This is a genomic window from Lysobacter korlensis (assembly GCF_042434515.1).
The window spans coordinates 320,559-346,718 of sequence record NZ_JBHLTG010000006.1 but is presented as its reverse complement, the minus strand read 5'-3'; the positions used below and the strand labels follow the sequence as shown (position 1 = coordinate 346,718).

General features: G+C 68.8%; 26 protein-coding genes and 2 tRNA genes. 12 read left to right on the top strand and 16 right to left on the bottom strand.

Features of this window, described 5'->3' with window-relative positions; all coding sequences use genetic code 11:
- Positions 1–342 precede the first annotated feature (342 nt).
- A complete protein-coding gene (locus ACFFGH_RS24035; RefSeq protein ID WP_386673063.1) occupies positions 343–777 on the bottom strand; it encodes a hypothetical protein in 435 nt (144 codons plus the stop codon).
- A gap of 278 nt (positions 778–1,055) precedes the next feature.
- Here ACFFGH_RS24035 and ACFFGH_RS24030 point away from each other — a divergent pair, with 278 nt between their 5' ends.
- Entirely contained in the window at positions 1,056–2,687 is a 1,632-nt protein-coding gene (locus ACFFGH_RS24030) for an S-layer homology domain-containing protein (protein ID WP_386673062.1), read from the top strand.
- Positions 2,688–2,909: 222 nt separating this feature from the next.
- Here the strand turns inward: ACFFGH_RS24030 and ACFFGH_RS24025 are convergent, their stop codons facing one another.
- Entirely contained in the window at positions 2,910–3,605 is a 696-nt protein-coding gene (locus ACFFGH_RS24025; RefSeq protein ID WP_386673061.1) for a hypothetical protein, read from the bottom strand.
- Positions 3,606–3,701: 96 nt separating this feature from the next.
- A tRNA-Arg gene (locus ACFFGH_RS24020) sits at positions 3,702–3,776 on the bottom strand.
- Positions 3,777–3,829: 53 nt separating this feature from the next.
- Between ACFFGH_RS24020 and ACFFGH_RS24015 the strand changes: the two genes are divergently transcribed.
- Positions 3,830–4,657 carry an SDR family NAD(P)-dependent oxidoreductase gene (locus ACFFGH_RS24015; RefSeq protein ID WP_386673059.1) on the top strand — a complete coding sequence of 276 codons (828 nt, stop codon included), beginning with the start codon at positions 3,830–3,832 and terminating at the stop codon, positions 4,655–4,657.
- Positions 4,658–4,711: 54 nt separating this feature from the next.
- Here ACFFGH_RS24015 and ACFFGH_RS24010 read toward each other — a convergent pair whose 3' ends face one another.
- Entirely contained in the window at positions 4,712–5,908 is a 1,197-nt protein-coding gene (locus ACFFGH_RS24010; RefSeq protein ID WP_386673057.1) for a pyridoxal phosphate-dependent aminotransferase, read from the bottom strand.
- 151 nt (positions 5,909–6,059) lie between these two features.
- Between ACFFGH_RS24010 and ACFFGH_RS24005 the strand changes: the two genes are divergently transcribed.
- The gene (locus ACFFGH_RS24005; protein ID WP_386673055.1) at positions 6,060–7,067 is read left to right on the top strand and encodes an ice-binding family protein; all 1,008 of its coding nucleotides are present in this window, start codon (positions 6,060–6,062) and stop codon (positions 7,065–7,067) included.
- Between the two features lie 108 nt (positions 7,068–7,175).
- On the opposite strand, the gene ACFFGH_RS24000 is transcribed toward ACFFGH_RS24005, so the two are convergent.
- The 3 genes from ACFFGH_RS24000 to ACFFGH_RS23990 all read right to left on the bottom strand — a co-directional run bounded on the left by ACFFGH_RS24000 (position 7,176) and on the right by ACFFGH_RS23990 (position 9,804).
- Positions 7,176–7,673, bottom strand: a complete 498-nt coding sequence (locus ACFFGH_RS24000; protein WP_386673053.1) for an HNH endonuclease — start codon at positions 7,671–7,673, stop codon at positions 7,176–7,178.
- A 298-nt stretch (positions 7,674–7,971) separates the two neighbouring features.
- Positions 7,972–8,856 carry a C40 family peptidase gene (locus ACFFGH_RS23995; protein WP_386673051.1) on the bottom strand — a complete coding sequence of 295 codons (885 nt, stop codon included), beginning with the start codon at positions 8,854–8,856 and terminating at the stop codon, positions 7,972–7,974.
- Positions 8,857–9,111: 255 nt separating this feature from the next.
- Positions 9,112–9,804, bottom strand: a complete 693-nt coding sequence (locus ACFFGH_RS23990; RefSeq protein ID WP_386673049.1) for an iron-dependent transcriptional repressor DtxR — start codon at positions 9,802–9,804, stop codon at positions 9,112–9,114.
- 107 nt (positions 9,805–9,911) lie between these two features.
- On the opposite strand from ACFFGH_RS23990, the gene serC reads away from it, so the two are divergent.
- Positions 9,912–11,024, top strand: coding sequence for a phosphoserine transaminase (gene serC / locus ACFFGH_RS23985; protein WP_386673048.1), 1,113 nt, complete (start codon positions 9,912–9,914; stop codon positions 11,022–11,024).
- A gap of 179 nt (positions 11,025–11,203) precedes the next feature.
- Here the strand turns inward: serC and ACFFGH_RS23980 are convergent, their stop codons facing one another.
- Both ACFFGH_RS23980 and ACFFGH_RS23975 read right to left on the bottom strand, forming a co-directional pair.
- Positions 11,204–11,923, bottom strand: a complete 720-nt coding sequence (locus tag ACFFGH_RS23980; protein WP_386673046.1) for a DUF3027 domain-containing protein — start codon at positions 11,921–11,923, stop codon at positions 11,204–11,206.
- Entirely contained in the window at positions 11,916–12,296 is a 381-nt protein-coding gene (locus tag ACFFGH_RS23975) for a cold-shock protein (RefSeq protein ID WP_386673044.1), read from the bottom strand. Before ACFFGH_RS23975 ends, ACFFGH_RS23980 begins: the two co-directional genes overlap by 8 nt.
- Before the next feature lie 77 nt (positions 12,297–12,373).
- Between ACFFGH_RS23975 and ACFFGH_RS23970 the strand changes: the two genes are divergently transcribed.
- The 6 genes from ACFFGH_RS23970 to ACFFGH_RS23945 all read left to right on the top strand — a co-directional run bounded on the left by ACFFGH_RS23970 (position 12,374) and on the right by ACFFGH_RS23945 (position 18,937).
- Positions 12,374–12,646 carry a hypothetical protein gene (locus ACFFGH_RS23970; protein WP_386673042.1) on the top strand — a complete coding sequence of 91 codons (273 nt, stop codon included), beginning with the start codon at positions 12,374–12,376 and terminating at the stop codon, positions 12,644–12,646.
- Positions 12,633–14,489, top strand: coding sequence for a helicase-associated domain-containing protein (locus ACFFGH_RS23965; RefSeq protein WP_386673040.1), 1,857 nt, complete (start codon positions 12,633–12,635; stop codon positions 14,487–14,489). Before ACFFGH_RS23970 ends, ACFFGH_RS23965 begins: the two co-directional genes overlap by 14 nt.
- Positions 14,490–14,521: 32 nt before the next feature.
- Positions 14,522–16,159, top strand: a complete 1,638-nt coding sequence (locus tag ACFFGH_RS23960) for a DNA repair helicase XPB (protein WP_386673038.1) — start codon at positions 14,522–14,524, stop codon at positions 16,157–16,159.
- 69 nt (positions 16,160–16,228) lie between these two features.
- A complete protein-coding gene (locus ACFFGH_RS23955) occupies positions 16,229–16,921 on the top strand; it encodes a response regulator transcription factor (RefSeq protein ID WP_386673036.1) in 693 nt (230 codons plus the stop codon).
- A 12-nt stretch (positions 16,922–16,933) separates the two neighbouring features.
- Positions 16,934–18,616, top strand: coding sequence for a sensor histidine kinase (locus ACFFGH_RS23950; protein ID WP_386673034.1), 1,683 nt, complete (start codon positions 16,934–16,936; stop codon positions 18,614–18,616).
- A gap of 30 nt (positions 18,617–18,646) precedes the next feature.
- Complete coding sequence (locus ACFFGH_RS23945; RefSeq protein WP_386673032.1) at positions 18,647–18,937, top strand: WXG100 family type VII secretion target; 291 nt, start codon at positions 18,647–18,649, stop codon at positions 18,935–18,937.
- Between the two features lie 93 nt (positions 18,938–19,030).
- Here the strand turns inward: ACFFGH_RS23945 and groL are convergent, their stop codons facing one another.
- From groL to ACFFGH_RS23915, 6 genes are all read right to left on the bottom strand, one after another.
- Positions 19,031–20,662, bottom strand: coding sequence for a chaperonin GroEL (gene groL / locus ACFFGH_RS23940; protein ID WP_386673030.1), 1,632 nt, complete (start codon positions 20,660–20,662; stop codon positions 19,031–19,033).
- Between the two features lie 121 nt (positions 20,663–20,783).
- Positions 20,784–21,830 carry a DUF3048 domain-containing protein gene (locus ACFFGH_RS23935; protein WP_386673028.1) on the bottom strand — a complete coding sequence of 349 codons (1,047 nt, stop codon included), beginning with the start codon at positions 21,828–21,830 and terminating at the stop codon, positions 20,784–20,786.
- A gap of 100 nt (positions 21,831–21,930) precedes the next feature.
- Positions 21,931–22,131 carry a cold-shock protein gene (locus tag ACFFGH_RS23930; RefSeq protein ID WP_386673347.1) on the bottom strand — a complete coding sequence of 67 codons (201 nt, stop codon included), beginning with the start codon at positions 22,129–22,131 and terminating at the stop codon, positions 21,931–21,933.
- 216 nt (positions 22,132–22,347) lie between these two features.
- Positions 22,348–22,917 carry a LytR C-terminal domain-containing protein gene (locus ACFFGH_RS23925; RefSeq protein WP_386673027.1) on the bottom strand — a complete coding sequence of 190 codons (570 nt, stop codon included), beginning with the start codon at positions 22,915–22,917 and terminating at the stop codon, positions 22,348–22,350.
- 4 nt (positions 22,918–22,921) lie between these two features.
- Positions 22,922–23,236, bottom strand: a complete 315-nt coding sequence (locus ACFFGH_RS23920) for a DUF3263 domain-containing protein (protein ID WP_386673025.1) — start codon at positions 23,234–23,236, stop codon at positions 22,922–22,924.
- 135 nt (positions 23,237–23,371) lie between these two features.
- Positions 23,372–24,343: a DUF2332 domain-containing protein gene (locus ACFFGH_RS23915; protein WP_386673023.1), complete on the bottom strand. Its 972-nt coding sequence runs from the start codon at positions 24,341–24,343 to the stop codon at positions 23,372–23,374.
- Positions 24,344–24,440: 97 nt separating this feature from the next.
- Here ACFFGH_RS23915 and msrB point away from each other — a divergent pair, with 97 nt between their 5' ends.
- Positions 24,441–24,842: a peptide-methionine (R)-S-oxide reductase MsrB gene (msrB, locus tag ACFFGH_RS23910; RefSeq protein ID WP_386673021.1), complete on the top strand. Its 402-nt coding sequence runs from the start codon at positions 24,441–24,443 to the stop codon at positions 24,840–24,842.
- Positions 24,843–24,917: 75 nt separating this feature from the next.
- A tRNA-Thr gene (locus ACFFGH_RS23905) sits at positions 24,918–24,991 on the top strand.
- A gap of 73 nt (positions 24,992–25,064) precedes the next feature.
- Here the strand turns inward: ACFFGH_RS23905 and ACFFGH_RS23900 are convergent.
- Entirely contained in the window at positions 25,065–25,988 is a 924-nt protein-coding gene (locus ACFFGH_RS23900; protein ID WP_386673019.1) for a DsbA family protein, read from the bottom strand.
- Between the last annotated feature and the right edge of the window lie 172 nt (positions 25,989–26,160).

Genomic DNA, 26,160 nt, shown 5'->3' with positions numbered 1-26,160 from the left:
GAGAAGCTCCGCCAGCACTGAGAACGGTCACGATCCGAGCACGTCAAACGCCACCACTCCCCCGCCTCGAAGGCGGCGGCCCGACTTACGCGAGCAGAACATCCAGATCATTGCACTACACGAAGTCTCCCTCGGCGTGTAGTCGAGCAGCATTTTCGCGGACTTCGACGTCGCATCAACAGCGTGTTGACGATGTCGAAGCCTGCCGCAAGGAGCGCGATCACGGCGAAAATGGTTCCGTGCCCGGATGTGCGCCGCGCAGGCGCACGGCAGCACGCCGCCCGCCGCCCATGGCGGGCAGCCGGGACGCAACCGGCGACTTTCGCGGCTTGGGCAGGCCCACTACGAAGCGGGTGACGCCGCCTTCTCGTCTGGGTCATTGGGGGTCCACCCGAACCACCCGTCTTCCGTCGGGATCACCGTCCAGTCGCCACACGCGTAGACCCGATCAACGAAGACGTTGGACGGCGACCACTCTTCCTGAAAGGCCGGGGCTGAATGCCGCTCTGTTTCGGCACACACAGACGGCTCGAGCGGCGCCACGCTCTTCGCGCTGAGAATCGCCGGATCTCCAGCGGTCGATTCGTGAGTCTGGATTCCTGTCGCGTCGGACGGCAGCCATGGCGCGGCCTTCCCCCAGTTCTTTTCGAGGTCGGCGGTCGAATCGAACTGCGTCGATGCCTCATTCTCCAGTTGATCCATCAGCGCCGCACACCCGGTGAGGGGCACGATGAGGGAAGAAAGGAGAACGGCTGAGAGGGCGGTTGTCTTGTTCATAGTCTGAGCATCCTTGCTTCTCGCGACGCGTACGTCCGTCGCGAGTCGCGAGGGCATCGGCCGCAAGGATGACATTCCCTGCCGGGTCGCTCAGCGATCGTCCGGTGTGTTCGCCGTCCATACCCGCGGGTGGTGGGAGACGACCGGCACAGAGGATCGCGCCCGCAACCAGAACTCTCGTGCCGGCCGTTGGACCGCTCCAAAAGGACTCGGCATAAAACCCTCGCTCGTGCGGTTCCCTCAGTACTAACATGAGCCGTCCTCACCGAGGGAGCCAGATGTCTGAACGCGCACGAACCACGAACACTCGCGGCTGGCGCCTGCTGGCCGCCTCGATCGCCACGGTGCTCGTCGGAGCGGGGACTGTGGCGGCTCCCGCCCAGGCAGTCCCAGTTCCCGACGCGGACGTCAGCAAGGTGCAGGTCGGCAATGTCTCGGTCACCAGCGATACCGAGAGCATCACGGTTCACTTCGACTGGTCGCAAGGCCCCAACGCCGACGACGGCAACATCGCGGTGGTCGTCGACGGCCAGACAGAGCACACCGTGCTCGGCACCCTCGGCCGTTCCGGCACGGTGCATGAGGTCGTCGAACGGCCCCTCGGCACGTACTTCGTCGAGATCCTCACCGACTACAGCTGGACCGACACGAACGGCCAACAGAAGTTCGGCGGGGAGGACATCCTCCGCAGCTACGTGTCGGTGGGCGGATCCATCAGCGGGCGCGTGCTCGGCGCCAGCGCAACCGGAACGGCGCCATTGAACGCTGTTTCCGTCACGGCGTTCACCAGCACCGGCGGCTGGGCGGGCGCCACGGACGTGCTCCCGAACGGCGACTACCTGATCGGCGGGCTGCCAGCCGGCAGCTACACCCTGCAGTTCTACACCTACGACACGACTCACGCCTCCGAATGGTGGGAAGACTCGCTCTCCCGTGCGTCGGCCGACCACATCACCGTCGGAGCCGGCGTCGCGGTGACCGGCAGGGATGCAGTGCTGCAGCGGGTGTCGCGGCTGCAGGGCACCGTCACCAACACGGTCGGGCCCATGGCCGGGGTTTGGGTCGTCGCCTGGGACGCGGCGGCGAGCTCCGCGGACGGGGAATCGATTGTGACCAGCACCAAGACCGACGCCAAGGGCAATTACACCCTTGGTGGACTCGCGCAGGGCAGCTACAAGCTCGGCTTCTCCACCGGCCGGTCCGGCAACTCGATCGATGGAGGACTGGAGCCCTCCGTGCTGCCGTACCACTCCGTGTGGTACCACGACCAGACATCATTCGGCTACGCCGATCCCGTTCCCGTGGCAGGCGGTGCGACGGTGACCGGGATCAACCAGCGGCTGGTGCCGTCATTCACCGACGTACCGACGACACATGCGTTCTACGACGAGATCATCTGGCTCGCGTCACGCGGCATCACTCCCGGGTACGGGGACGGCACGTTCCGTGCCGCGCAGTCGGTGAACCGCGACGCGATGGCTGCATTCCTCTACCGCCTCGCGGGATCGCCGCCATTCAGCCCGCCGTCACGGTCTCCCTACACCGACGTGCCCAGAACGCACACGTTCTACAAGCAGATCACCTGGCTTGCCGCGAAGGGCATCACCGCCGGCTTCGCCGAGCGGGACGGCACCAGGACGTTCCGGCCGCAGTTGCCGGTATCGCGGGCGACGATGGCCGCCTTCCTCTACCGCTACGCCGGGAAGCCCAAATTCACGCCGCCATCGGTGTCGCCGTTTACGGACGTGCCGCGGACGCACACGTTCTACAAGGAGATCACCTGGTTCGTGTCAAAGAAGATCACTCCCGGCTGGGTGGAGAGCGACGGCACGAGAACCTTCCGGCCGCTGCACGTGGTGAACCGTCAAGCGACGGCTGCGTTCCTGTTCCGGTACGCGAACCCGCGGTGACCGGAGGGCGACGAGCCCACGAACCGTAACGGCTTCAGGATCCTCCAGAGGACAGAAGCAGAACGGCCGCCCGGGGCGACCGTTCTGATTCTGTGCCCCTGGACCGACGTCACAAGATTGCACAGTGAAGGGCTGGCGCCTAGCGCCCTGGTAAGCGCGCGATGAATGGAAGCGGTGACGAACGATCGCCGGGACGATGCAACGCCTGCGGCAGCGCTTCGACTACACGCCGAAGTTCGGTGACGGCGCCCGATACTCCGAGATGGTACCGTCCGGGTCCCACGCGATGAGGGCGACCGAGAATTCATAGCGCCCGTTCGCCCCGGGTGGGTCGTCGCCGGTTGCCGGTAGTGGGACGGCTCCGACGTATACGTCGAGTCGCTCGGGTTGATCACCAGCCGTCACGCGGTGCGCTTGGTCAGGGTAGCGCCGCTCGATAGTGGCGGCCTCGTCCCCGACTTGTATTCCGTCCACCGTTTCGATTTCGGCCTCGCCGACGGCGGGAACGGTCACTTGAACGAAGTGGTTGGTGTAGAGCGGTGGATCACCAGGGCCATCGTTATCGAGGAGAAAGAATCCGCCCCAATCCCAGGACGTCTGGTTCCCGAATCGCTGCTTCATGGGCTCGAACCCGAAAATCTCGGTCAAGCCGACGACAAGATCGTCGGTGGGCTGGAAATAGTCGAACGTCGCGATTCCGATACCGTCGTCGGCCGTGACGGCTATCGACTCGGCGGTGACCGTAACGAGCCGGGCTTGGGGCTCCGGTTCGGCGGTGACGGGAGCGGCGGCGCGAGTCTCGACTGGTGCAGCGGGTGGCGAGCTTGGAGCGGACGACTGCGATTCTGCTGCGGCACACCCGCTGAACATTCCAGCGATCAGTGTCACGGCGACGAACGCCGCGAACCTCTTCTTCATGTGGTTCCCCCGAGCCTCTCGTTTCGAGAGTAACGCGGTGAGCAGGTTCGGGTGCTGAAGCGGGCGGTCGGAGTTGAGCAGGCGGCGTCCATCGGCTGGTGCCCCTGGAGGGACTCGAACCCCCAACCCTTTCCTTAGGACGGAACTGCTCTTCCATTGAGCTACAGAGGCTGACCGGTCGATTCTAGCCGCGGCGCGAGAACCGGTCGGGCTGGGTGGGTAGCATGAGCGCCTCCATCACCCATCGAGGGGAGCCCCAGTTGGATGAACGCGTCGTCGTAATCACGGGAGCCGCAGCCGGGATCGGGCGAGCCACCGCGGAGCGGCACGCAGCGGATGGGTGGACGGTCGTGGCTGTCGACACAGATGCCGATGCGTGCGCCGCACTCGAGAGCGAACTCCCGCAGCTCACCTCCGTCGTGGGCGATGTGTCCGACCTCGCCGTGCTGCAGGCGGCGCGAGAACGTGCCGTGTCCATCGGCCGGCTGGAGGCCTGGGTGAACAACGCGGCAGTTCTCCAAGGCCAGCCGATGCTCGAACTCGACACGGCGCACATCGACGCCGTGCTCGCCGTCAACGTACGAGCGGTCGTTCTCGGCACCCGTCTGGCCGCCGAGGAGTTCGTGCGGAAGGGAACACGGGGCTCGATCGTGAACATCAGCTCTGTGCATGCCAGGCTGTCGTTCGCGGGCAGCACCATGTACGACACGAGCAAGGGCGCGGTCGAGGCACTGTGCCGCGTGGTGGCGGCCGAACTCGGCGACCGGGGAATCCGCTGCAACGCGGTCGCCCCCGGGTCCGTGATGACCGAGCGGGCCTTGGAGGCCAGACGGCTCGCGCCGCAGGACGCCGAGCCGATCCCGGACTGGATGCTCCTCAGCCCTGCGGAGATCGCCGAGGTCGTGGCGTTCCTCACCAGCCCAGCATCCTCGGCGATCAACGGCGCCGTTCTGCCCGCCGACCGCGGGTTGTCGGTCACCTTCCTCGGTGAACGGCGTCGACCCGACGACGCCACCGCATCACCCGAAGAGGAGGCGGAGGGCGGAGCCTGACCGCCACTCGCGGCTGCGCCCCTGGCCCGGGCTCGTCGTCGTCGTCGTCCAGGGTCAGGAGCGCAGCCCGGCGAGCTGCGCAGCGGCCCGCTCCAGCACGTCGATCCGCTTGCAGAAAGCGAAGCGCACGAGCGAGCGGTAGCCCTCCCGATGCTCCTCGCGCACGAACGCCCCGAGCGGAACGCCCACCACACCGGCGAGCTCCGGAAGGCGGCGGCACAGGTCGTCGGCGTCTGTGAAGCCGAGCGGCGCAGCATCCGCGATCACGAAGTACGAGCCGTCCGGATTCGAGACGCGAAAGCCCGCTCTTCGGAGGCCGGTCGAGAGGATGTCCCGCTTCCGGCCGAGCGTCTCTGCCGCATCGCGGAAGTACTCATCCGGCAGCCGCAGCCCGACCGCGATCGCCGGCTGGAACGGTGCGGCGTTCACATAGGTGAGGAACTGCTTCACCGTGAGAATCGCCTTGGTCAGCGCCGGCGGAGCGACCACCCAGCCGACCTTCCACCCGGTGGTGCTGAACGTCTTGCCGCCGCTCGAAATGGTGATCGTCCGGTCCCGCGCACCGGGCAGCGTCGCGATCGGCACGTGCTCCACGCCGAAGGTGAGGTGCTCGTACACCTCGTCGGTGACGATGAGCGCGTCGTGCTCGTGCGCGAGCTCGACGACCACCTGGAGGACCTCTCGCCCGACGACCGTGCCGGTCGGGTTGTGCGGCGAGTTGACCAGGATGATGCGGGTGCGATCCGTGACCGCGGCACGGATATCGTCGGGTTCCAGCCGGAAATCCGGCGCGCGCAGCGGGACGGTCACATGCCTCGCCCCCGCGAGTGCGATGGTGGCGGCGTAGCTGTCATAGAACGGCTCGAGGGTGACGACCTCGTCGCCGGGCTCGCACAGCGCGAGGATCGTCGCCGCAATCGCCTCGGTGGCCCCGGCGGTGACGAGCACCTCGGCGTCCGGGTCGACGTTCAGCCCGTAGAACCGCTGCTGGTGCTCGACGATCGCGGCGCGCAGCTCCGGGATGCCGATGCCCGGCGGATACTGGTTGGCGCCCCCCGCGATCGCGGCGCGAGCGGCCTCGAGCACCGGTGCAGGGCCGTCCTCGTCGGGGAAGCCCTGTCCGAGGTTGATGGCGCCGGTGCGAAGCGCCAGCGCGCTCATCTCGGCGAAGATCGTCGGTCGCAGCACCCCGTCGGCGGAGAGCAGCATCGCTCCGCTCGCGACTCGCGACCAGGCGCCGGGGATGTCCACGTCGCTACGTTAGCCGCAGCGGCACAGCACCCCCAGTTCGGCCGGATCCCGGAGGATCCGCCGCCCGGTGATACGTTGACCCGAGTCGCTCATGGCGTGATGACAGCTGAATCCAGTGCAGCCACTCCGCATCGTTCGGGGGAATCGCACCATGACCACATCAATCGCACGGAACGCCGCCCGGGTCACCGCCTGCGCAGGCATCGCGGTCGCACTGAGCGTCGGATCGGCCATGAGCGCGGGCGCCGCCGCCGACGGACCGATCGAGCTCGGCAGTGCCAGCGGATTCGGCGTCCTCGCCGGCTCGGCCGTCACCAGCACAGTCGACCTCGGCACCGTGATCACCGGCGACCTCGGGCTCAGCCCCGAGCCGGATCCCGCCGCAATCACCGGCTTCCCGCCCGCCCTGCTGACCGGCACCGCGTATCAGGCGGACGCCGTCGCCGGCGATGCGCAGACCGACTTGGGCACCGCGATCGTCGAGGCGGCCGGCCGCACCCCGCTGCAGTCCGGGCTCACGGAGCTCGGCGGCCTGGACCTCGGCCCAGGCACGTACTCGGGAGGCGCCCTCCAGGTCACCGGCACGCTGACACTCACTGGCGACGCGAACTCCGTCTTCATCTTCCAGGCGGCGAGCACGCTCGTCACCGCACCGAACGCCGAGGTGCTGCTCGAAGGCGGCGCCACCTGGTGCAACGTCTTCTGGCAGGTGGGCAGCTCCGCCACGCTGGACACCGCGACCGACTTCGTCGGCACCGTGATGGCCTCCGCGTCGATCACCGCGAACGCGGGCACCGACGTCGCCGGCCGGCTGCTCGCGCAGAGCGGCGCCGTCACGATGAACAGCACCACTGTCGACGCCTCGTCCGCATGCGCTCTGGCTTCAGCGCCGGTGGACGAGGAAGAGCCGACGGATGACGGCGACACTCCCGATGACACCGACACGGGAGGCGACAGCCCCGATGACACCGACACGGGTGGCGACATCGGCGGAGGTGACGCTGGTGGGGACGGGGACGGCGCAGCCTCCGCGCCCGAACTCGCCGAGACGGGCGCAGACCTCAGGCTCCCCCTCGGCGCGTCCATGCTCCTGCTGCTCGGAGGCGGACTCACCCTCGCCCTGTTGCCGCGCCTTCGCAGGGCACCCCGCATCCGCTAGCGACCCACGTCATCTCGGCACGACTCGCGCCGACGAATTGCCGCACCGTGCCGCATGAGCACGCCTCATCCAGCGAGTTGCGGCATCTCCGCGTGTGGCGGAGCCGATTCACGCGGCGGGGGCGAGGTACTCTTCCCAGTCGGGCTGCGTGCGCTCGACGCCGCGAACCAGCCAGTGCGATCCGTGCGGGGCGCGCGGCTTGTGCCGCAGCGTCCAGCCCATCTCCTGCGGAGTGCGGTCGCCCTTGATGTTGTTGCAGCGCAGGCAGCACGCCACCAGGTTCTCCCAGCTGTCGGCGCCACCGCGCGACCGCGGCAGGATGTGGTCGATCGTCGCCGCCGAGGCGCCGCAGTAGCCGCACCGGTGGTTGTCGCGCCGTAGCACTCCCCTGCGCGATACCGGCACTGCCCTGCCGTTCGGGATGCGGACGTACCGCCGCAGCAGGATCACCGACGGCCGGTCCCACGCTGACGAGGAGCCGAAGACGGGGTGATCGCGGTCGGCGGCGACGATGGTCGCCTTGCCGTTCATCACGAGCACGAGCGCTCGCTTGAAGGACACGACTGCCAACGGCTCGTATCCCGCGTTCAGGACCAGTGTGCGCATCTTCTGCCTCTCGAACCGGCCTGGACGGCTTCCAGGCATTCGACCCTTGGTGCAGAGCTCCTCCGAGGAGGCAAACAAAAGGCGCGGCCGCGAACGGCTGCGCCTAGAGGAGACGATCGTGACAGGGCACGATCGGCGGAATGCTGTGCCATATCCGGAAAGGCGCGCGCACATCCACGGTTTGGATGGTGCGGCTTCCGGACATCTGGCTCTCCCGTTGGTGGAACTCCTGCGCTACAGGGTAAACCACAAGCGGCGCGCCTGCTGGCACGCCGCTTGACGATTCGTCCCGAAGGGGCTAGATCGTGTAGCGCACGAAGTAGTGGTTGGCGCTGTAGATTCCCCGCTCCGTCACCACGCGACCGGGCATCGGCGCGTCGATCATCATGCCGTTGCCGCTGTAGATGCCGACGTGCGCTCCGCCGTCGAGGATGACGAGGTCGCCCGGCTGCGCCTCCGACGCGGCCACCGGTGCACCGTTCGCACCCTGACGGGCGGACGAGTGCGGCAGGGAGACGCCGAACTGTGCGAACACGTACATGGTCAGGCCAGAGCAGTCGAAGCCGGATGGGGTGGCGCCGCCGTACACGTACGGCACGCCGATGTACTGGCGGGCGACCGCGACGACCGAACCGGCGTTCGCGGGCGGCGCCGCCTCGGCGTTGGCCAGGAGGTCAGCGGCGCTGGGCCCGGAGTAGGAGGCGAGCGCCGCACGCTGCTGCGCGCGCTGCTCGGCGAGCTCGGCCTCACGCTTCCTCGCGGCGAGCTCCTCAGGCGTCGTGGCGGAGAACTCGTCACGCTCGGCAACCGGGGCGGCGGCGCCCTTGGCCACGATGACGTTCTGAGCGTTCTCGGTCGTGAGCGCGGTGAGCGCGGCACCGGAGTCGGTGCCCGTGTTGTTGGCGTTCGGCGCGAACGCGTAGGCGGGGAGGGCCAGCGTGGCGACGATCCCCGCGGAGAGCGCCATCACGGCGACGTTCTTCGCGGCGCCGGAGTGCTTCTTCTGCACCGGAGCCGACCTGCGGCCGGCCGGGGCGACGACCGCGGGAGTGGCGGCGGCCTTGCGGAGGGCGAGCCTGCCGCTCCGGGTGGCGGTGGTGAGGTTGCGGGTCGTCCGAGGAGTTTCGGCGCCGTCGCCGCGATTCGCGTCGTCCGGCTCGAGTTCTGGTCTTACGTGGGTCAAGAGGAAGCCTCCTGCGTCTCGACAGCCCTACGTATGCTGCCCCGTCCCTCTCGTGGATCGCGGGTTCTCGCGGCTTGAGAGACAGGTGTACGAGACGTCTCGAGCCGGGCCCATTTGGCCTGGTCTGGCCGGGTGGACGTTGCCAAGGTACCGGAAGGTAACGGATATGTCACATTCCGACGCGCCGTGGGTGATCCAAGGGTGAATATTGAGCGACATGTAAGGCGTTGCCCAGGAACGCTCGAATCCCAGAGATCAGGCTGCGAGATACACGTGCGACGCGATGGCGAACGGCAGCTGCAGCGGCGCCTCGGATCCCTCCACCGACAGCGTCACGGCCGTTCCGGATCCCGTCACGGTGACGGTCGCACCCGGCACGACTCCGGCGCTCTGCAGCTGCTGCAGCACGTCGGGGTCGAATTGCACCGGCTCCCCCAGCCGCCGCACGACGGCACTGGCGCCGTCCTCATTGCTGCGGGCGAAGTCGAGCAGCCGCACGACGCCCTCCATGAAGCGTCCGGCCGGCTGGTCGCCAAGCTCGTCGAGGCCCGGGATGGGATTGCCGTACGGGGACTCGGTGGGGTGGTCGAGCATCTCGAGCAGGCGGCGTTCCACCTTCTCGCTCATCACGTGCTCCCAGCGGCAGGCCTCGTCATGCACGTACGCCCAGTCGAGGCCGATGACATCGGCGAGCAGGCGCTCGGCCAGCCGGTGCTTGCGCATCACATGTGTGGCGCGGCGGCGTCCTTCATAGGTGAGCTCGAGATGACGGTTGCCTTCGACCCGCACCAGCCCGTCGCGCTCCATGCGGGCGATGGTCTGGGACACCGTCGGGCCGGAGTGCCCGAGTCGCTCCGAGATGCGTGCCCGCAGGGGGACGATGTCCTCTTCTTCGAGGTCCAGGATCGTCCGCAGGTACATCTCGGTGGTGTCGACGAGGTCCGACATGCCTCTCCTCCCTACGGCTCGCACCCAGCGTAGCGTTCCGCATCGGGGCGAACCGGAGGGCGCCCCCAGTGAGCCCCGCCCTCGGATGCGTCAATAGAATCGACCCCATGCCGGCTCTGACGATTCCGACCGACCTGCTGCCCGCCGACGGACGGTTCGGGTGCGGCCCATCCAAAGTCCGCCCCGAGCAGGTGGAGTGGCTCTCCACCAGGGGCGCAGAGCTGCTGGGCACCTCGCACCGTCAGGCCCCGGTGAAGGACCTCGTGGGTCGGGTGCGCACCGGCCTCAGCGAGCTGTTCCGGCTGCCGGACGGCTACGAGGTGGTGCTCGGCAACGGCGGCTCGACGGCATTCTGGGATGCGGCCGCCTTCGCGCTGATCGAGCGGCGAAGCTCCCACCTCAGCTTCGGCGAGTTCGGCAGCAAGTTCGCCGCGGCGGCACGCGCACCCTGGCTGCAGACGCCGAAGGTCGCCGAGGCGCCCGGCGGCTCACTGGCTGTGATCGAGGCCCGGGGCGGCGTGGATGTCTACGCCTGGCCCCACAACGAGACCTCGACGGGTGTGATGGCCCCGGTGAAGCGCGTCGACGGCGACGCCGGCGCCCTCACCGTCATCGACGCGACCAGTGCGGCGGGCGGGGTCGACATCGATGCGGCCGAGACCGACGTGTACTACTTCGCACCGCAGAAGAACTTCGCCAGCGATGGCGGGCTGTGGTTCGCCCTGTTCTCACCCGCCGCGATCGAGCGGGTGGAGCGGATCGCCGCAGGCGAGCGCTACATCCCCGAGTTCCTCAGCCTGAAGAACGCGATCGACAACTCCCGGCAGAACCAGACACTGAACACTCCTGCCATCGGAACGCTGCTGCTGATGGAGAGCCAGCTCGATTGGATGAACGCCAGCGGCGGTCTCGCCTGGGCGGATGCGCGAACGAAGGAGTCGTCGTCGGTGCTTTACGACTGGGCCGAGGGCGTCGACTACGCGCGTCCGTTCGTCGAGGACCCAGCCGCCCGCTCGCAGGTCGTCGTGACCATCGACTTCGAGGACTCCGTGGACGCCACCGCGGTCACCAAGGCGCTCCGCCAGAACGGTATCGTCGACACGGAGCCCTACCGCAAGCTCGGCCGCAACCAGCTGCGAGTCGCCACGTTCACGGCGATCGACCCGGACGACGTGCGGCAGCTCGTCAGGTCGGTCGAGTACGTCGTCTCGAACCTGTAACGGCGGCCGGCGGCACGCCTGACCCGCGCACCGGCTGCCTTCGACGGGCCCCACCCAGAACGGGCCCCACCTAGACTCGTGGCGTGCGCCTGTGGCTGAAGGACTCCGAGCGCCGGCCCGACCCCGAGCCGGTGCAGACGGATGACCGCAAGCCGATGCTGATCGGCATCGGCCTCTGGCTACTCGCGCTCCTCGGCCTCCTGCTCGGCCTGGGCGGTCTGATCGGCGTCGACGGCGTCGGCTCGATCTGGACCTGCGCCGCCGGAATCGCCCTCGGCGTTCTCGGGCTCGTCTACACCCACCGCCGCCGGGTCTGATCCCTCCAGGAGATCGTCGTCCACGTCGGACTCCCCCAGGTCGTCGTAGTCCTCGTCCTCGTCCTCGTCCTCGTCCTCGTCCTCGTCTTCGAGGTTTCCGGGATCGTCAACCGTGTCGTCGTCGTCCTCGGAGTTTCCCAGCACGGCGTCCACGTCCACGCCGTCGTACTCGTCGTCGGCGTCGTACTCGTCGTCGACCAGGTCCTCTTCATCGACGAGGTCGTCTTCGTCACCGGCCTCCTCGTCCGGGTCGGCATCGGCCTCCGCCGCCGCGCGCGCGGCGTTGTACTCATCCAGCCGGTCCGACCATGGAACCCATTCCGGAGCGAGCAGCGCGCCGTCCCCGGGAACGAGCTCGGACTCCAGGATGGTGGGTGCGGCGTCGCCGATCCTCGCGACGCTCACCGCCCACTTCCAGCCGAGATAGCCGGACAGATTCGACTCGAAGCGTAGCGTGACGACACCGTCGCCCTCGTCCACCTCGGAGACGAGCGGGCCGACGCTTCGGGCGTCGGTCACATCGAGGAGGGCGCTGCGCGCCAACTCCTCGAACCCCGGCTCCGCCACCTCGGGCTCAGACATCCAGTTCGTCAGCGACCCGACGCAGCATCGCGGCGATCTTTGCGCTGTGGGCGTTGTCCGGATACCGGCCGCGCTTCAGGTTCCCGCCGATGCCGTCGAGCAGCTTCACCAGGTCCTCGACGATGATCGCCATGTCGTCCGCGGGCTTGCGGTGCATCTTGACGACGCTCGGGCCTGCCTCGATCACACGGGCGGACAGCGCCTGCATGCCGCGCTTGCCGTCGACGACGCCGAACTCCAGCTTGGTGCCCGACTTCACCTTGGCTCCTGCCGGCAATGCGGACGCGTGAAGGAAGACTTCTTGGCCGTCATCAGCGCTGATGAAGCCGAAGCCCTTCTCCTCGTCGTAGAACTTCACTCTGCCGGTGGGCATGTTCGACCTTCCTGTCGAAATACGTGGTGTGCTCCGTCAAGTTTAGAGCCGCTTACCCGCACCCGTATTGTTGGACCATGACCGCGAACTCGCCGGTATCCGAGAATCGCCTTGAGCGGGTGCTCGCATACATGATCCTCGGCATCGTCGCGGTCTCCCTGATCTGCTTCGTCGCGATCATCGTCGCGACGGCGACCGGCATGTCGCGGGGGGACTTCGCGCAGGGCCTGTGGCCCATGGTGAGCGTGATCCCGCTGGTCGGGCTGCCGCTCGGCATGATCCTCATCGTCGCGCTGCTGCTGGTCAGCGTCCGGCGACGCAGCCGCGCCGCCAAGGATGCCGGCCAGTAGCACGTCCGCCCTCTCGCTCGCGGCGAGACTCCGGGCCACCGACGACACCGAACTCGCGCGGCTGCTCGACGCGCGCCGCATCCGCGACAAGCGCATCGACGACTTCTTCGATCTCGCCGACGCGCTGCTCGACCGGGCCTCCATCCAGCACGCGCTGAGCAGGCTCGACCGGCACACCCTCGCGATCCTCGCGGCGGCGCCGCGGCCGACGCCGCTTGACGACATCGTCCGGCGCGCCCGGGTGAGCGATCCTGAGGATCCCCTCCGGATCGCTCGAGCCCTCGCACTCCTGGACCTCGACGACGAGCGGATCGTCTCGGTCTACGACGCCGTGACCGAACAGCTGGAGGCTTGGCCCAGCCTCGGCCTTCCGTCTCCCGCGGAGCTTCTCGACGAGCCGCCACCACCGGCGCTCGAGGCCGTCGCCGATGCCGACTCCCGGTTCCTCGACCGGGCGGCCAGCGAGCGCGCGTTCGCCACCACCACGGCAGTCGGCGAGCTGGTCACCGAAGTGTCGGTGCAGCCCGCACGCGAACTCGCCAAGGGCGGGCTCGCCCTTCCCGACAGCAAGCGGCTCGCGGTGGCGATGGGCGCCGAGCTGCACGCCGTGCCCGCGATGCTGGAGATCGCCGAGCGCAGCCAGCTGGTCGAGCGCGGTCCGGGCGGCTGGAACGCGGCCGAGAGCGCCACCCAGTGGCTCGAGCTGCCGATCGTGGAACGGTGGCTGCGGCTCGCGGGATCGTGGCTGGCCACGCTGCCAGCCGAGATCCGGGCCCTTCTCGCGGAGCGCCCGCACGCGGCCTGGGGCGAGGGCCTGGCACAGTACCTCGGCTGGCTTTTCCCGGCCGGCGGCGACTGGATGCGCGACCGCCTCACGCGCTACACCCGCGATGCAGAGCTGCTCGGCATCACCGCGCAGGGCACCACCACCGGGCCGGGCGCCGCGCTGCTCGCCGAAGGGGTCGACGCAGCACGCGCACGGATCCTCCCGCTGCTGCCGCCGGAGGTCGACAGGGTCTACGTGCAGCACGATCTGACGATCGTCGCCCCCGGGCCGCTCGCGGCTGCGGCGGACGCCCGGCTCCGCCGCATCGCCGATGTGGAGAGCCGCACTCTGGCCTCGAGCTATCGGGTCACCCAGTCCAGCCTGACGCGGGGGCTCGCGGCCGGCGAGACGCGCGAGAGCATCCGCGAGTTCCTCACCGAGCTCAGTCTCACCGGCATCCCGCAGCCGCTCGAATACCTCCTCGTGGAGACGGCCAACCGCTACGGTGCCCTGCGCGTCGGCCCGGCCGACCGGGATTCCGTCGACGCGCTTCCTGGCGCGAAGAGCCGCATCCGGTCGAATGATGCCACGCTCATCGGCGCCATCTCCGTCGACCAGAATCTGAGCGCACTCGCGCTCGAGCCGGACGGCGACCGCCGACTGGTCAGCCGGTTCGAGCCGGACGTCGTCTTCTGGGCACTCACCGAGGCGCGCTATCCGATCGTCGCCGAGAACGAGCATGGCGAGATCGTGCCGGTGGAGCGACCGCGCCCGCCGGCCACGCCGCCGGCTCCGGAGCCGAACGGCATCGCCGACCTGCTGGCCCGGGTTCGCCGGTCCGGGAGCAGCGCGCCGGAAGAGGCGGGCGCCGCCTGGATCGTGCGGCAGCTGGAGGTCGCGATCCGGAACCGCACCGGCGTGATGGTGACGGTGCGGATGCCGGACGGATCCCAGGTGACGTACGCACTGGAGCCCGCCGCCGTCGCCGGCGGGCGGCTGCGATCCCGCGACCGCCGAGCGGACATCGAGCGGACCCTGCCGCTTTCACACATCGTCGCCGTGGAACCGCTCGGCTGAGGTTCGACCGTCCTCGGCTAGGCTCGAAGGTTGTGAACGGACCCCTGATCGTCCAGAGCGACCGAACCGTGCTCCTCGAGGTGGCGCACCCGGACGCGGAGGACGCACGCCACGACCTCGCCGTCTTCGCCGAGCTCGAGCGGGCACCCGAGCACGTGCACACGTACCGCATCACGCGGCTCGGGCTGTGGAACGCGAGGGCGGCCGGGCACGATGCAGACGACATGCTCGCGACGCTCGAGAAGTACTCGAAGTTCCCGATCCCGCAGAGCGTCGCGATCGATATCACCGAGACGGTCGGCCGCTACGGCCGGCTCGTCATCGGCCGCGACGACGACGGCACCCTGACGCTCACCTCGAGCGACCCGGCGGTGCTCGCCGAGATCAGCCAGAACCGCCGCGTGGCGCCGCTGCTGGGCGTCCGGCGAGACCGGACCACGTGGACGCTCCTGCCCTGGGCCCGCGGACAGGTGAAGCAGGAGCTGGTGAAGATCGGCTGGCCCGCCGAGGACCACGCCGGCTACACCCCAGGCACCCCGCATCAGATCGACCTGCACCAGAACGGCTGGGCGCTGCGCGAGTACCAGCAGAAGGCGGTGAGCAACTTCTTCGAGGGCGGCTCCGGGGTCGTGGTGCTCCCCTGCGGCGCCGGGAAGACCCTCGTCGGCGCCGGCGCGATGGCGACCGCCAAGACGACGACCCTCATCCTCGTCACGAACACCGTCTCGGCTCGGCAGTGGCGGGCCGAGCTCCTGAAGCGCACCAGCCTCACCGAGGAGGAGATCGGCGAGTACTCGGGGTCCGCCAAGGAGATCAAGCCGGTCACCATCGCCACCTATCAGATCCTCACCGCCAAGCGGAAGGGCGAGTACGCCCACCTGGCTCTGCTCGACGCACTCGACTGGGGGCTGGTCGTCTACGACGAGGTGCATCTGCTGCCCGCACCCGTCTTCAAGCTCACCGCGGAGCTGCAGGCGCGCCGGCGACTCGGCCTCACCGCCACGCTGGTGCGGGAGGACGGCCGGGAGAGCGACGTGTTCAGCCTGATCGGCCCCAAGCGGTTCGACGCGCCGTGGAAGGAGATCGAGGCGCAGGGCTACATCTCCCCGGCGTCCTGCTACGAGGTGCGGATCGACCTGCCGGCCAGCGAGCGGCTGGAGTACGCCGCCTCGGCCGATGACGCCCGCTACCGCCTGGCGGCCACCGCCCCCGCGAAGCTGCAGGTGGTCCGTGACCTGGTGCGCAAGCACGAGGGCGAGCGGATCCTCATCATCGGCCAGTATCTGGATCAGATCGAGTCGCTCGCCGACGCCCTCGGCGCACCGCAGCTCACCGGTTCCACCCCCGTGGACGAGCGGGAGCGGCTGTTCCAGGAGTTCCGCGACGGCATCACCAAGGTGCTCGTCGTCTCGAAGGTCGCGAACTTCTCCGTCGACCTGCCGGAGGCCACCGTCGCCATCCAGGTCAGCGGATCGTTCGGATCCCGGCAGGAGGAGGCGCAGCGGCTGGGCCGGCTGCTGCGTCCGAAGGAGAGCGGACTGCCCGCGAACTTCTACACGCTGGTCGCGAGGGACACCGTGGATCAGGACTTCGCCCAGAACCGGCAGCGGTTCCTGGCCGAGCAGGGCTACTCATACGAGATTCTCGACGGGTCCGCACTGGCGGCATGAAGCTCCCGCTCTCGCGACCCTGAATAGATACCCAGAAAGCACTCAGGCAACGCGCAGATACTATGGGGCATGGCTGACGGACCCAAGATTCTCATCGTTGACGACGAACCGAACATCCGTGATCTCCTGACGACGTCCCTCCGCTTCGCGGGTTTCGCCGTTCGGGCCGTCGGAAACGGAGCTGCCGCGATCTCCGCGGTCCTCGAGGAGGAGCCAGATCTCATCATCCTCGACGTCATGCTCCCCGACATGAACGGGTTCGGCGTCACCAAGCGGCTGCGCTCCAGCGGCTACACCTCCCCCATCCTGTTCCTCACCGCCAAGGACGACACCGAGGACAAGATCACCGGCCTCACCGTCGGCGGCGACGACTATGTGACCAAGCCGTTCAGCCTCGATGAGATCGTCGCGCGCATCAAGGCGATCCTCCGCCGCACGATGCAGGACGACGAGGATGCCATCATCCGCGCCGGAGAGCTGACGATGGACCAGGACACCCACGAGGTCACGATCGGCAGCGAGCAGATCGAGCTCAGCCCCACCGAGTTCAAGCTGCTGCGCTATCTGATGCTGAACCCGAACCGGGTGCTCTCGAAGGCGCAGATCCTCGACCACGTCTGGGAGTACGACTTCAACGGCGACGCCGGCATCGTGGAGAGCTACATCTCCTACCTCCGGCGCAAGCTCGACCAGTACTCCAGCGAGCCGATCATCCAGACGAAGCGCGGCTTCGGATACATGCTCAAAGCAAACAAGGTTTAGCGTTCTCAGTTAATGCACCAGCACCTCGCTGCGTGGTGGAACGGGATTTCACTTCGCACCAAGATCACCGGCGTCACGGTGATGCTCCTGACCCTGGGACTGCTCGTCTCCGGCGCGGGCACCATGTCGCTGCTTCGGACGTACCTGCTGCAGCAGGTCGACGACCGCGTCAAGAACGCAGCGAAGGAGCTCACGGAGACCGAGCAGCGCGATGGGAACCTGGACCGCCACGTCACCATTCAGGACGACGGGCAGTGTGCGGTCACGGCCGGGATCGGCGAGGGCGTGTACATGGCCGTCCTCGACGCCCGTGGCGAGCTGCGGTGCGACAACCGCGGTGGAGACGACGAGTACCCCGACCTCTCCGGGGTGACCCTGCGGGATGTGCGCGACAACGACGGCGAACCGTTCAGCGTCGACGAGGTCGACAGCAGGACCCAGTGGCGCGTCATCGCCGACGAGGCGTTCCTGGATGGGCTGAACACCATCGTGGTGGGCGAGAGCCTCGCGCCTGCGAACGGGGTGGTGGCGCGCTTCGCTGCCATCTTCATGTTCTTCGCCCTCGCTGTCGTCGTGCTCGGCGGGGTGTCGACCCGGCTGCTGGTGGCGTCCACATTCGCGCCACTGCGCGACGTCGAAGAGACGGCCGCCCGATTCGCCGACGGCGACTTCAGCCAGCGCCTGAGCGGTGCCCTGCCGAACACCGAGGTCGGCAGGCTCAGCCGCTCACTCAACCTCATGCTGGCGAGGATCGACAGCGCGTTCGCGGACCGCGCCCGCACCATCGACCAGATGCGCCGGTTCGTCGGCGACGCCAGCCACGAGCTGCGCACCCCGCTCGTCTCCGTCCGCGGCTACGCCGAGCTGTACCGGATGGGCGCCCTCGGCAGCGACAACGACGTCAAGCAGGCGATGGAGCGCATCGAGAGCGAGGCGGTCCGCATGAGCGAGCTGGTGAGCGACCTGCTGGAGCTCGCCCGCCTCGACGAGACACGCCCGCTGAACCTCCGGGAGATCGACCTCGGCCCGATCGCGCACGACGCGGCGCTCGACGCCCGCGCCTCCGCACCGGACCGCGCCGTCACCGTCGTGCCGCTGGAGATCACCGAGGAGGAGGTTCCGGAGCCGTCACTGGAGCAGACCGGTGAGCTCGCCCTCACTGGCGGGGGGAAGGCCGGGCAGTCCCGCACCGCAGCATTCGCCGGCGCGCAGCTGGCCCGCCTCCGCGCCCTCCGCACGCGCAGCGCCCGCCGGCTGGCCGAGGCCCCGCCGGAGGAGGGCGACCCCACGCAGCCTCGCGCCATCGTGCTCGGCGAGGAGAACAAGATCCGCCAGGTCGTCACCAACCTGATGGGGAACGCCCAGCGGTACAGCCCATCCGGGTCCCCCATCGAACTCGGCGTGGGGGTGAACCTCGCCAAGCGGATGGGTGTCATCGCGATCATCGACCACGGACGGGGCATCCCGCCGCAGATGCGGGACAAGATCTTCCAGCGCTTCTGGCGTGCGGACACCTCCCGCACGCGGGAGACCGGCGGCAGCGGGCTCGGCCTCGCCATCGTCGCGGCGATCGTCGCATCGCACGGCGGCAAGATCGAGGTGGATGAGACTCCCGGAGGCGGGGCGACGTTCCGGGTGCTGCTGCCCCTCGCCCCCAGCTTCGCGGACCCCACACCGGAGTACGAGATCGACTGACCGCTCCCCCGTTCCGCCTAGCGTTGCCGCATGACGCAGTATTCGGTGGACAGCGAGGCGGTGCTCGGCACCTCTGCGGCCGCGCAGGCGACGATGGGCCGCATCCAGTCGGAGGTGGGCACGCTGCTCGGCCAGCTGGTGAGCCTGGAGGGCACGTGGACCGGCGCAGCGGCGAGCGCGTTCCAGGCGGCGGTGGCGGAGTGGAGGACCACGCAGCAGCGGGTGGAGGAGAATCTCGGCGCGCTTACCGCGGCGCTCGGGCACGCGGCGCACCAGTACGCCGAGATCGAGCAGGTCAACGCGCGCTTGTTCCTCAGATGATGCGCATCGTGGTTGAGACACCCACCGGGTTTCCGTTAACGCCGGATGGCGGCTCCCGAAGGAGCCGCCATCCGTGTTGTTCTCGCTGAGGACTTAGAAGTCCATGCCGCCCGACGGGTCGCCGCCCACGGGGGCCGGGTTCTTCTCGGGCTTGTCGGCGACGACGGCCTCGGTGGTGAGGAACAGCCCCGCGATCGACGCGGCGTTCAGCAGCGCGGAGCGGGTCACCTTCACCGGGTCGTTGATGCCGGCGGCGAGCATGTCGACGTACTCACCGGTCGCCGCGTTGAGGCCCTGGCCCGCGGGGAGGTTGCGGACCTTGTCGACCACGACGCCCGGCTCGAGCCCGGCGTTGAGGGCGATCTGCTTCAGCGGGGCGTCGATGGCGACGCGGACGATGTTCGCGCCGGTCGCCTCGTCACCGGTCAGGTTCTTCAGCCCGTCGGTGGCGAACGCCTTGAGGCCCGCCTGGATGAGCGCCACGCCACCACCGGCGACGATGCCCTCCTCGACGGCGGCCTTCGCGTTGCGGACGGCGTCCTCGATGCGGTGCTTGCGCTCCTTCAGCTCGACCTCGGTCGCGGCACCGGCCTTGATGACCGCCACACCGCCGGCGAGCTTCGCGAGGCGCTCCTGCAGCTTCTCGCGGTCGTAGTCGCTGTCGGTGTTCTCGATCTCGGCGCGGATCTGGCGCACGCGGCCGGCGATCTGCTCGCTGTCACCGGCGCCCTCGACGATGGTCGTCTCGTCCTTGGTGACGACGACCTTGCGGGCACGGCCGAGCAGGTCGAGGGTGGCGTTCTCGAGCTTGAGACCGACCTCCTCGCTGATGACCTGGCCGCCCGTGAGGATGGCGATGTCCTGCAGCATGGCCTTGCGACGGTCGCCGAATCCGGGAGCCTTGACGGCGACCGACTTGAAGATGCCGCGGATCTTGTTCACGACCAGCGTCGCGAGCGCCTCACCGTCGATGTCCTCGGCGATGATCAGCAGCTGCTTGTTCGCCTGGATCACCTTGTCGACGATCGGGAGCAGGTCCTTGATGTTCGAGATCTTCGAGTTGGCGATGAGGATGTACGGGTCCTCGAAGACCGCCTCCTGGCGCTCAGGGTCGGTGACGAAGTAGGGGTTGATGAACCCCTTGTCGAACCGCATGCCCTCGGTCAGCTCGAGCTCGGTGCCGAAGGTGTTCGACTCCTCGACGGTGACGACACCCTCCTTGCCGACCTTGTCGATGGCCTCGGCGATCAGGGCGCCGATGGTCTCGTCAGCGGCGGAGATGGACGCGGTGGCGGCGATCTCCTCCTTGGTCTCGATCTCCTTGGCGCCTGCGAGCAGCGCCTCGGACACGGCCTGAGTGGCCTTCTCGATGCCACGCTTCAGCGTGATGGGGTCGGCACCCGCGGCGACGTTGCGCAGGCCCTCGCGCACGAGCGCCTGGGCCAGCACGACGGAGGTGGTGGTGCCGTCACCGGCGACGTCGTCCGTCTTCTTGGCGACCTCCTTGACGAGCTCCGCACCGATCTTCTCGTACGGGTCGTCGAGCTCGATCTCCTTGGCGATCGAGACGCCGTCGTTGGTGATCGTGGGGGCGCCCCACTTCTTCTCGAGCACGACGTTGCGTCCACGCGGTCCGAGCGTGACCTTCACGGCGTCGGCCAGTGTGTTCAGGCCGCGCTCGAGGCCGCGACGGGCCTCTTCGTTGAAAGCGATGATTTTAGCCATGTGTGTTTCTCGTCCCTCCCGGACGTACTGATTGGCGAGGTTGGCACTCAAACAGATGGAGTGCTAATCGATTCTGGCACTCACGGTTGGTGAGTGCAAGTGAGCCCCGGCCTGTGCGCGGCTACTCGACCAGCCGTGCCGTTCCACCTTCGGGAAGCAGCTCGATCCAGGTGCTGCCGGGGGCGAGCCGGACGACCACTCCATGCTGGTCCACGAGGCGGATCGGCGCCGCGGCCGACTCTTTGCTCCACGCCGCCTTCACCGTCGCCCCACCTGAGGACACCCACGCCGTGCCGCTCCCGACCAGCTCGGTCTTCGGCACACCGAGCCCCGCGCTCACCGGCACCCGCAGCACCAGCACGTTCGCTGCGCCGAGTTGCGTGCCGCTGGAGTCGAGATCCGGGGCGCCGTCCTGCGACCGCAGGTACTTCCGGCGCTCGGCGTCCCACGCCCACGATGGGCGGGAGACGCCGCTCCCGAAGTCGAGCGCCACCCCGGCGCCGCGGACACCCTCCTTGGCGGCGGTCGCACCGGCGGTGGAGTCGGCATAGGCGAACTGCTGCGCCGGCGCGGGGACCGCCGCGTGCTGCGCCAGCAGCTCCGCCGCCTTCACCAGCAGGTTGTGCGGTGCGGATTTCGCCGGCGTACGGAAGAAGGTCGACTCGGTGCCCGGATCGCCGTGCACAGCGTTCACCACCTCGGTCGACATCATGAGCTCCACGAAGCTCGGCTGCCCGCCGGAGTACGCCACCACGCCGCCGAGCGGGGCGACGATGTCGGGATCCATGGGCCGGATGGAGCGAACCGGCCCGACCTCGTCGGGCACGTCGGAATGCCACACCGCCACATACCGCGTGAGGCCGCCCTCGACGAGCTCCTCGAACACGAGGTCTGCGCGCTCGATGCCCACCTGTGGCCGGGCGGCGGGATGATTGTCGATCTTCACCGCGAGTGACGGGCCGGCGAGCGCCAGCGCAGCGGCGTCGCCGGTGCCGGCCTGCGTCCCGGTGAGCGGTGCGAACAGCACGGTGGCCGGCTCGACGTATCCGGGCACGAACGTCGGCGTCGGTGCCGGGGCCGGCTCCGGCTCGGCGCATCCGGCCACCGCCAGCATCGCACTCCCGGCGGTGATCGCCACAACGGCGCAGCGCAGACGCGCGGTGCGCACGCCGAACCCACCCCTTCGAATCCCCCCAGACACGTGCGAAAGACTAGCGGCGGGCGCTCGGACGGCGGATGCGGACTCGCGCTGCGTTCGGGATCGAGCGTCAGGCCGGGCGCACGGCCTCGGCCTGCGGCCCCTTGGCTCCCGAGCCGACTTCGAAGACGACCCGCTGGCCCTCCTCGAGCACCTTGTATCCGCTCATGTCGATCGCGGAGTAATGGACGAACACGTCCTGTCCGCCCTCGACGGTGATGAACCCGTAGCCCTTTTCGGCGTTGAACCACTTGACCGTGCCGTTGGCCATCTGCCACTCCTTGCTGTGATGCCTGTGGTCGACGGGTGGTTCGGACGGAATGCGCCTCCGGGCGCTTGTGCTTCCAGCGAGCCGGGAGGCGACCAGCACCAGATCGTAGCGGAGCGGCACCCCTGCGACACCAGTGCTCACGCGGAAAAGGGTGAGGTCGTTACACCGCGGTCACGCGACGTAACGCGGCGGAAATACGGCGGCCGCTCACGAACGTCAGCTTGCGCCCGCCTCGGCGTAGTCGGCGCCGAGCACCACCGTGATCGGAGCGCCGAGGTACGCGTCGGAGAGCTCCACCGCGCCGACGCCGCCGAGCGCCGCAAGCACGCCGCGCGCGATGCCTTCGAACTCCGCGGAGTTGTAGTACACGGTCGTCTGCTCGACGTCGCTCGACACTGCGACGTTGCGCGAGCCGACCGGCCACTGCTGACCGGCCAGGATGTCGCCTGCGGTGTCCTGCAGCCCCTCCACCGGTGTGCCGTTCAGCACGGTGATGGTGAGCTCGAGTGAGTCGTCGATGGTCGTCGGGTCGGTGACCGGCTCCGCCTGCGAGGTCGGCGTGGCCGTCGGGGCGCCGGTGCTCCCGGCGTTCGAGGGGCCGAACGGGAGCGTGCCGTTCATGATCGACAGCGCCACCACGCCGCTCACCACCAGCACGCCACAGGCGAGCGCCGCCCACCCGAACCAGAACCAGCCGCGGCGCGTTCGGATGTCGGCACGATGCGCGCCCACCCGGGCGATGCCGCGCGGAAGGTCGTCGAACTGGTCCTTGGGGTACTGCGCCATCGTCCTACTCGTGATCGCTGCCGGCCGCGGAAGCGCGGAACTGGCGGATGCGGCGCGCGTGCACTCTGGCGTCCCGGATGCGCCGCAGCCGCTTCACCAGCATGGGATCGGCACGCAGCGCCTCGGGCGAGTCCAGCAGCGCGTTCAGCACCTGATAGTAACGGGCCGCCGAGAGGCCGAGCTCCGTGCGGACGGCCAGCTCTTTCGCACCGGGCGACCGCCACTCCCGGCGCTCCATCTCCAGGATCTCGCGATCGCGCTCGGTCAGTGCGCCGGCCGGGGCGGGTACGAGCCGATCGGGGTCGAGCATCGGCTCCATCCGCTCTCCTCCCGTCCGACGGCGCACGGGTCCTCGCGGCCGGCACCGGATGTCACACTACGGTCGCGCGGGCCGGTTCCCGGGGTGCCTCGCGGGGATCCGGCAAGACCGCGGGCGGACCGCCTCTGCCGCTCGTCAGCCGCTGGCGAGGTCGCCGTCGCCGAGCCAGTGCAGGCGCGTCCCGTGCGGTGCGGTGAACGCCACCGGCCGCTCGTTGAGCGCCAGCAGAAATCGCGCATCGGGGTGCACCGGCACCCGCAGCCGCGCGGCAGCGTCGGGCAGCATCGCGGGCGCCTCGAGCGCGATCCAGTCGCAGCCGGCCGCGCGCACCGATTCGATGAACCGCATCCGTTCCGCCCTCGGCAGGTAGACGAGCACCCCGGTCGTGATCACGACGGGCCGGACGCCCCGCGGGATCCCCGCCAATGCGACGGCCAGCCCGGTGATCGCATCGGCCTCGAACATGGTGGGCGGGTCCGTGCGTGCGAGCTCGATCGCCGCCCGCTGGAGCGCCCGCCGCTCGTGCTGCTCGGGCCAGAGCAGCGCCTCGAGCCAGCGCATGTCGTCCGGGCGGTCGAGCAGCAGCGGGGTCCGGTCGACGCCGACCCGCAAGGCGACCTCCGGCAGCCGGTCCGGCACCGGGACTGCCCCGCTCGTCGTGCACTCCAGCAGCACCGTGGAGTTCCCGAGCACCGGACGGTCGTCGTAGCGGTAGGCGTACCGGTCCGGATAGAGGCACAGTCCGGCGGATGCGCCGATGTCGACAAGCGCGAGCGGCCCGTCGAGCGTCGCCAGTAGGGGGAGCAGCGCGGCGCACCGCCGCGGGTCGTTCGTCTGCACGCCGCGTGAGCGCGCCTCGTGGGCGACCACCGGCCAGGAGTCGACCAGCCACGCGCGGAAGCGATGCCACTCGGATTCCGGGGCGCCGAGCAGCCGGGCGACCCCAAAGACGATGACCGGCGACCGCTGCTGGAGCGGCAGCTGCTCCAGCAGGCGGAGCACCTCGTCGTCCTCGGCGGCGGCGAGTGCCCATTCCTCGTAGAGCGGCGAGCTTCCACGCGCGTCCTGCCCGCCGAAGCGGTGGTACCAGTCAGCCGTCTCGGTCATCCGGCCGCCTTCCCTCGCCGTCGTCGCGGTTCGTCTCCCGGGAACAGACCGGGTGGACCCGCGCTTAAGGTTAAGGACAGTCGACGAGGAGAGAACGATGGCATACGAAGTGCAGAAGACGGACGAGGAGTGGCGGCGCGAGCTGACCCCCGAGCAGTACGCCGTCCTGCGGCAGGCCGGCACCGAGCGGCCGTGGACCGGTGAGCTGCTCGACGAGTCGCGCGCCGGCCTCTACACCTGTGCGGCGTGCGGCGCAGAGCTGTTCAAGAGCGGCACCAAGTTCGACTCGGGATGCGGCTGGCCCAGCTTCTACGAGAGCGTCCGGCCCGAGGCCGTGCAGCTGCTCGAGGACCGCACCCTCGGCATGGTGCGCACGGAGGTGCGCTGCGCGAACTGCGGCTCCCACCTGGGTCACGTCTTCGACGACGGTTTCGGCACCCCGACGGGTGACCGGTACTGCATGAACTCGCTTTCCCTGAACTTCAAGGAACAGGAGTAGCCGGAACCGGTGGCCGTGTGCCCGCCGGGACCTCGACAGTGCCCTCGGTCCTCATAGGATCGAGGTGCACTGCCCGCCTCCTTAGCTCAGTTGGCCAGAGCACCGCTCTTGTAAAGCGGGGGTCGTCGGTTCGAACCCGACAGGGGGCTCCGAGAATGCTCGACCGCGCTCAGCGGCCCGCTTCCGACTCCAGGTCGGGACGGGCCGCCGCGGCGCAGTGCGTCAGGATGTCGGCGTCGGTGTCGGGGTGGGCGTCGACTCCTCATTGAAGACCTGCCCCTCGGCCTGCGCCACGAACGCCTGGAACGCGGCCGCGTCGCTGGGCGAGCCCTGGTACTGCAGACCATTCACCAGCACCGTCGGGGTGCCCTGGATCGCGTTGACATCGGTGCCCGGCACGCCGAAGTTCTGGGCGTACGCGGTGATGTCGGTCACCCAGTTCTTGAACTCCTCGTCCTCGATGCAGTCCTCGATGGCATCCGGCGCCTGGACTCCCTCGATGCCGAGCGCGATGTCGACGAGCTCCTCATTCGAGAGCCCGGCGGTCTGCTCGGCTGGCTGATTCGCGAACATCGCCTCGTCGAACTCCCAGAAGCTGTTCGGCGACTTGTCTGCGACACAGGCCGCGGCGTTGGCGGCACGGCTGGAGTACCGCGTTCCGAGGGACACCCGATCGAGGAAGGAGATCGGGTGGATCTCGTACGTCACCGCTCCGCTTTCGATCAGCGATGCGATCTGCTCCCGATTGGCCTCGTCGAACGCGCGGCAGACGGGACAGAAGTAGTCCTGGAAGATCTGGATGTTGATCGGCTGCTCGCCGTCCTCTCCCTCCGCAGGCGGAACCGGGGTCGGCGTTGCACCGGGCTCCATGGCGGCCGTCTCCACGACCTCGAAGTCCTGGCCGATCCGGATGCCGCCGCTCAGCATGTTCGCAGGTCCCGGGCCCGCCGGGCGCACCGAGTTCACCAGCACGAGCGCGATCACCGCGATGATGGCGAGGGATCCGACGATGATCCCACCCTGCAGGAGGATGCGGTTGCGCTTCTCCTTCTTCTTCTGCTGATCGCGCAGCTGGCGGGCCTTCTCGCGCGCGGCTTCGCGGCGTTGATTCTTCGTCAGGCGGTCACCCGGGCCTGCGTTCGTCATCAAGGTCTCGCTTCCGATTTGGGGGGCAGCAGCTCGCCGCCTCGCGCCGGCGGTCTGCCGACAACGTGATCGCCGTCGCTGGGAGCAAGCCAAGCGGCGGCTGGAAACAGCCTACCCAAACCACCCTGGCTTCCCTGGATTCACGGCTTGCGGCGCGCGATGGCATACTAAG

Excerpts from the sequence above, each read along its gene's own strand:
- ACFFGH_RS24035 (WP_386673063.1), bottom strand. The coding sequence starts at position 777 with ATGAACAAGACAACCGCCCTCTCAGCCGTTCTCCTTTCTTCCCTCATC.
- ACFFGH_RS24030 (WP_386673062.1), top strand. The coding sequence starts at position 1,056 with ATGTCTGAACGCGCACGAACCACGAACACTCGCGGCTGGCGCCTGCTG.
- ACFFGH_RS24025 (WP_386673061.1), bottom strand. The coding sequence starts at position 3,605 with ATGAAGAAGAGGTTCGCGGCGTTCGTCGCCGTGACACTGATCGCTGGA.
- ACFFGH_RS24015 (WP_386673059.1), top strand. The coding sequence starts at position 3,830 with ATGAGCGCCTCCATCACCCATCGAGGGGAGCCCCAGTTGGATGAACGC.
- ACFFGH_RS24005 (WP_386673055.1), top strand. The coding sequence starts at position 6,060 with ATGACCACATCAATCGCACGGAACGCCGCCCGGGTCACCGCCTGCGCA.
- ACFFGH_RS24000 (WP_386673053.1), bottom strand. The coding sequence starts at position 7,673 with ATGCGCACACTGGTCCTGAACGCGGGATACGAGCCGTTGGCAGTCGTG.
- ACFFGH_RS23990 (WP_386673049.1), bottom strand. The coding sequence starts at position 9,804 with ATGTCGGACCTCGTCGACACCACCGAGATGTACCTGCGGACGATCCTG.
- serC (WP_386673048.1), top strand. The coding sequence starts at position 9,912 with ATGCCGGCTCTGACGATTCCGACCGACCTGCTGCCCGCCGACGGACGG.
- ACFFGH_RS23980 (WP_386673046.1), bottom strand. The coding sequence starts at position 11,923 with ATGTCTGAGCCCGAGGTGGCGGAGCCGGGGTTCGAGGAGTTGGCGCGC.
- ACFFGH_RS23975 (WP_386673044.1), bottom strand. The coding sequence starts at position 12,296 with ATGCCCACCGGCAGAGTGAAGTTCTACGACGAGGAGAAGGGCTTCGGC.
- ACFFGH_RS23970 (WP_386673042.1), top strand. The coding sequence starts at position 12,374 with ATGACCGCGAACTCGCCGGTATCCGAGAATCGCCTTGAGCGGGTGCTC.
- ACFFGH_RS23965 (WP_386673040.1), top strand. The coding sequence starts at position 12,633 with ATGCCGGCCAGTAGCACGTCCGCCCTCTCGCTCGCGGCGAGACTCCGG.
- ACFFGH_RS23955 (WP_386673036.1), top strand. The coding sequence starts at position 16,229 with ATGGCTGACGGACCCAAGATTCTCATCGTTGACGACGAACCGAACATC.
- ACFFGH_RS23950 (WP_386673034.1), top strand. The coding sequence starts at position 16,934 with ATGCACCAGCACCTCGCTGCGTGGTGGAACGGGATTTCACTTCGCACC.
- ACFFGH_RS23945 (WP_386673032.1), top strand. The coding sequence starts at position 18,647 with ATGACGCAGTATTCGGTGGACAGCGAGGCGGTGCTCGGCACCTCTGCG.
- groL (WP_386673030.1), bottom strand. The coding sequence starts at position 20,662 with ATGGCTAAAATCATCGCTTTCAACGAAGAGGCCCGTCGCGGCCTCGAG.
- ACFFGH_RS23930 (WP_386673347.1), bottom strand. The coding sequence starts at position 22,131 with ATGGCCAACGGCACGGTCAAGTGGTTCAACGCCGAAAAGGGCTACGGG.
- ACFFGH_RS23925 (WP_386673027.1), bottom strand. The coding sequence starts at position 22,917 with ATGGCGCAGTACCCCAAGGACCAGTTCGACGACCTTCCGCGCGGCATC.
- ACFFGH_RS23920 (WP_386673025.1), bottom strand. The coding sequence starts at position 23,236 with ATGGAGCCGATGCTCGACCCCGATCGGCTCGTACCCGCCCCGGCCGGC.
- ACFFGH_RS23915 (WP_386673023.1), bottom strand. The coding sequence starts at position 24,343 with ATGACCGAGACGGCTGACTGGTACCACCGCTTCGGCGGGCAGGACGCG.
- msrB (WP_386673021.1), top strand. The coding sequence starts at position 24,441 with ATGGCATACGAAGTGCAGAAGACGGACGAGGAGTGGCGGCGCGAGCTG.
- ACFFGH_RS23900 (WP_386673019.1), bottom strand. The coding sequence starts at position 25,988 with ATGACGAACGCAGGCCCGGGTGACCGCCTGACGAAGAATCAACGCCGC.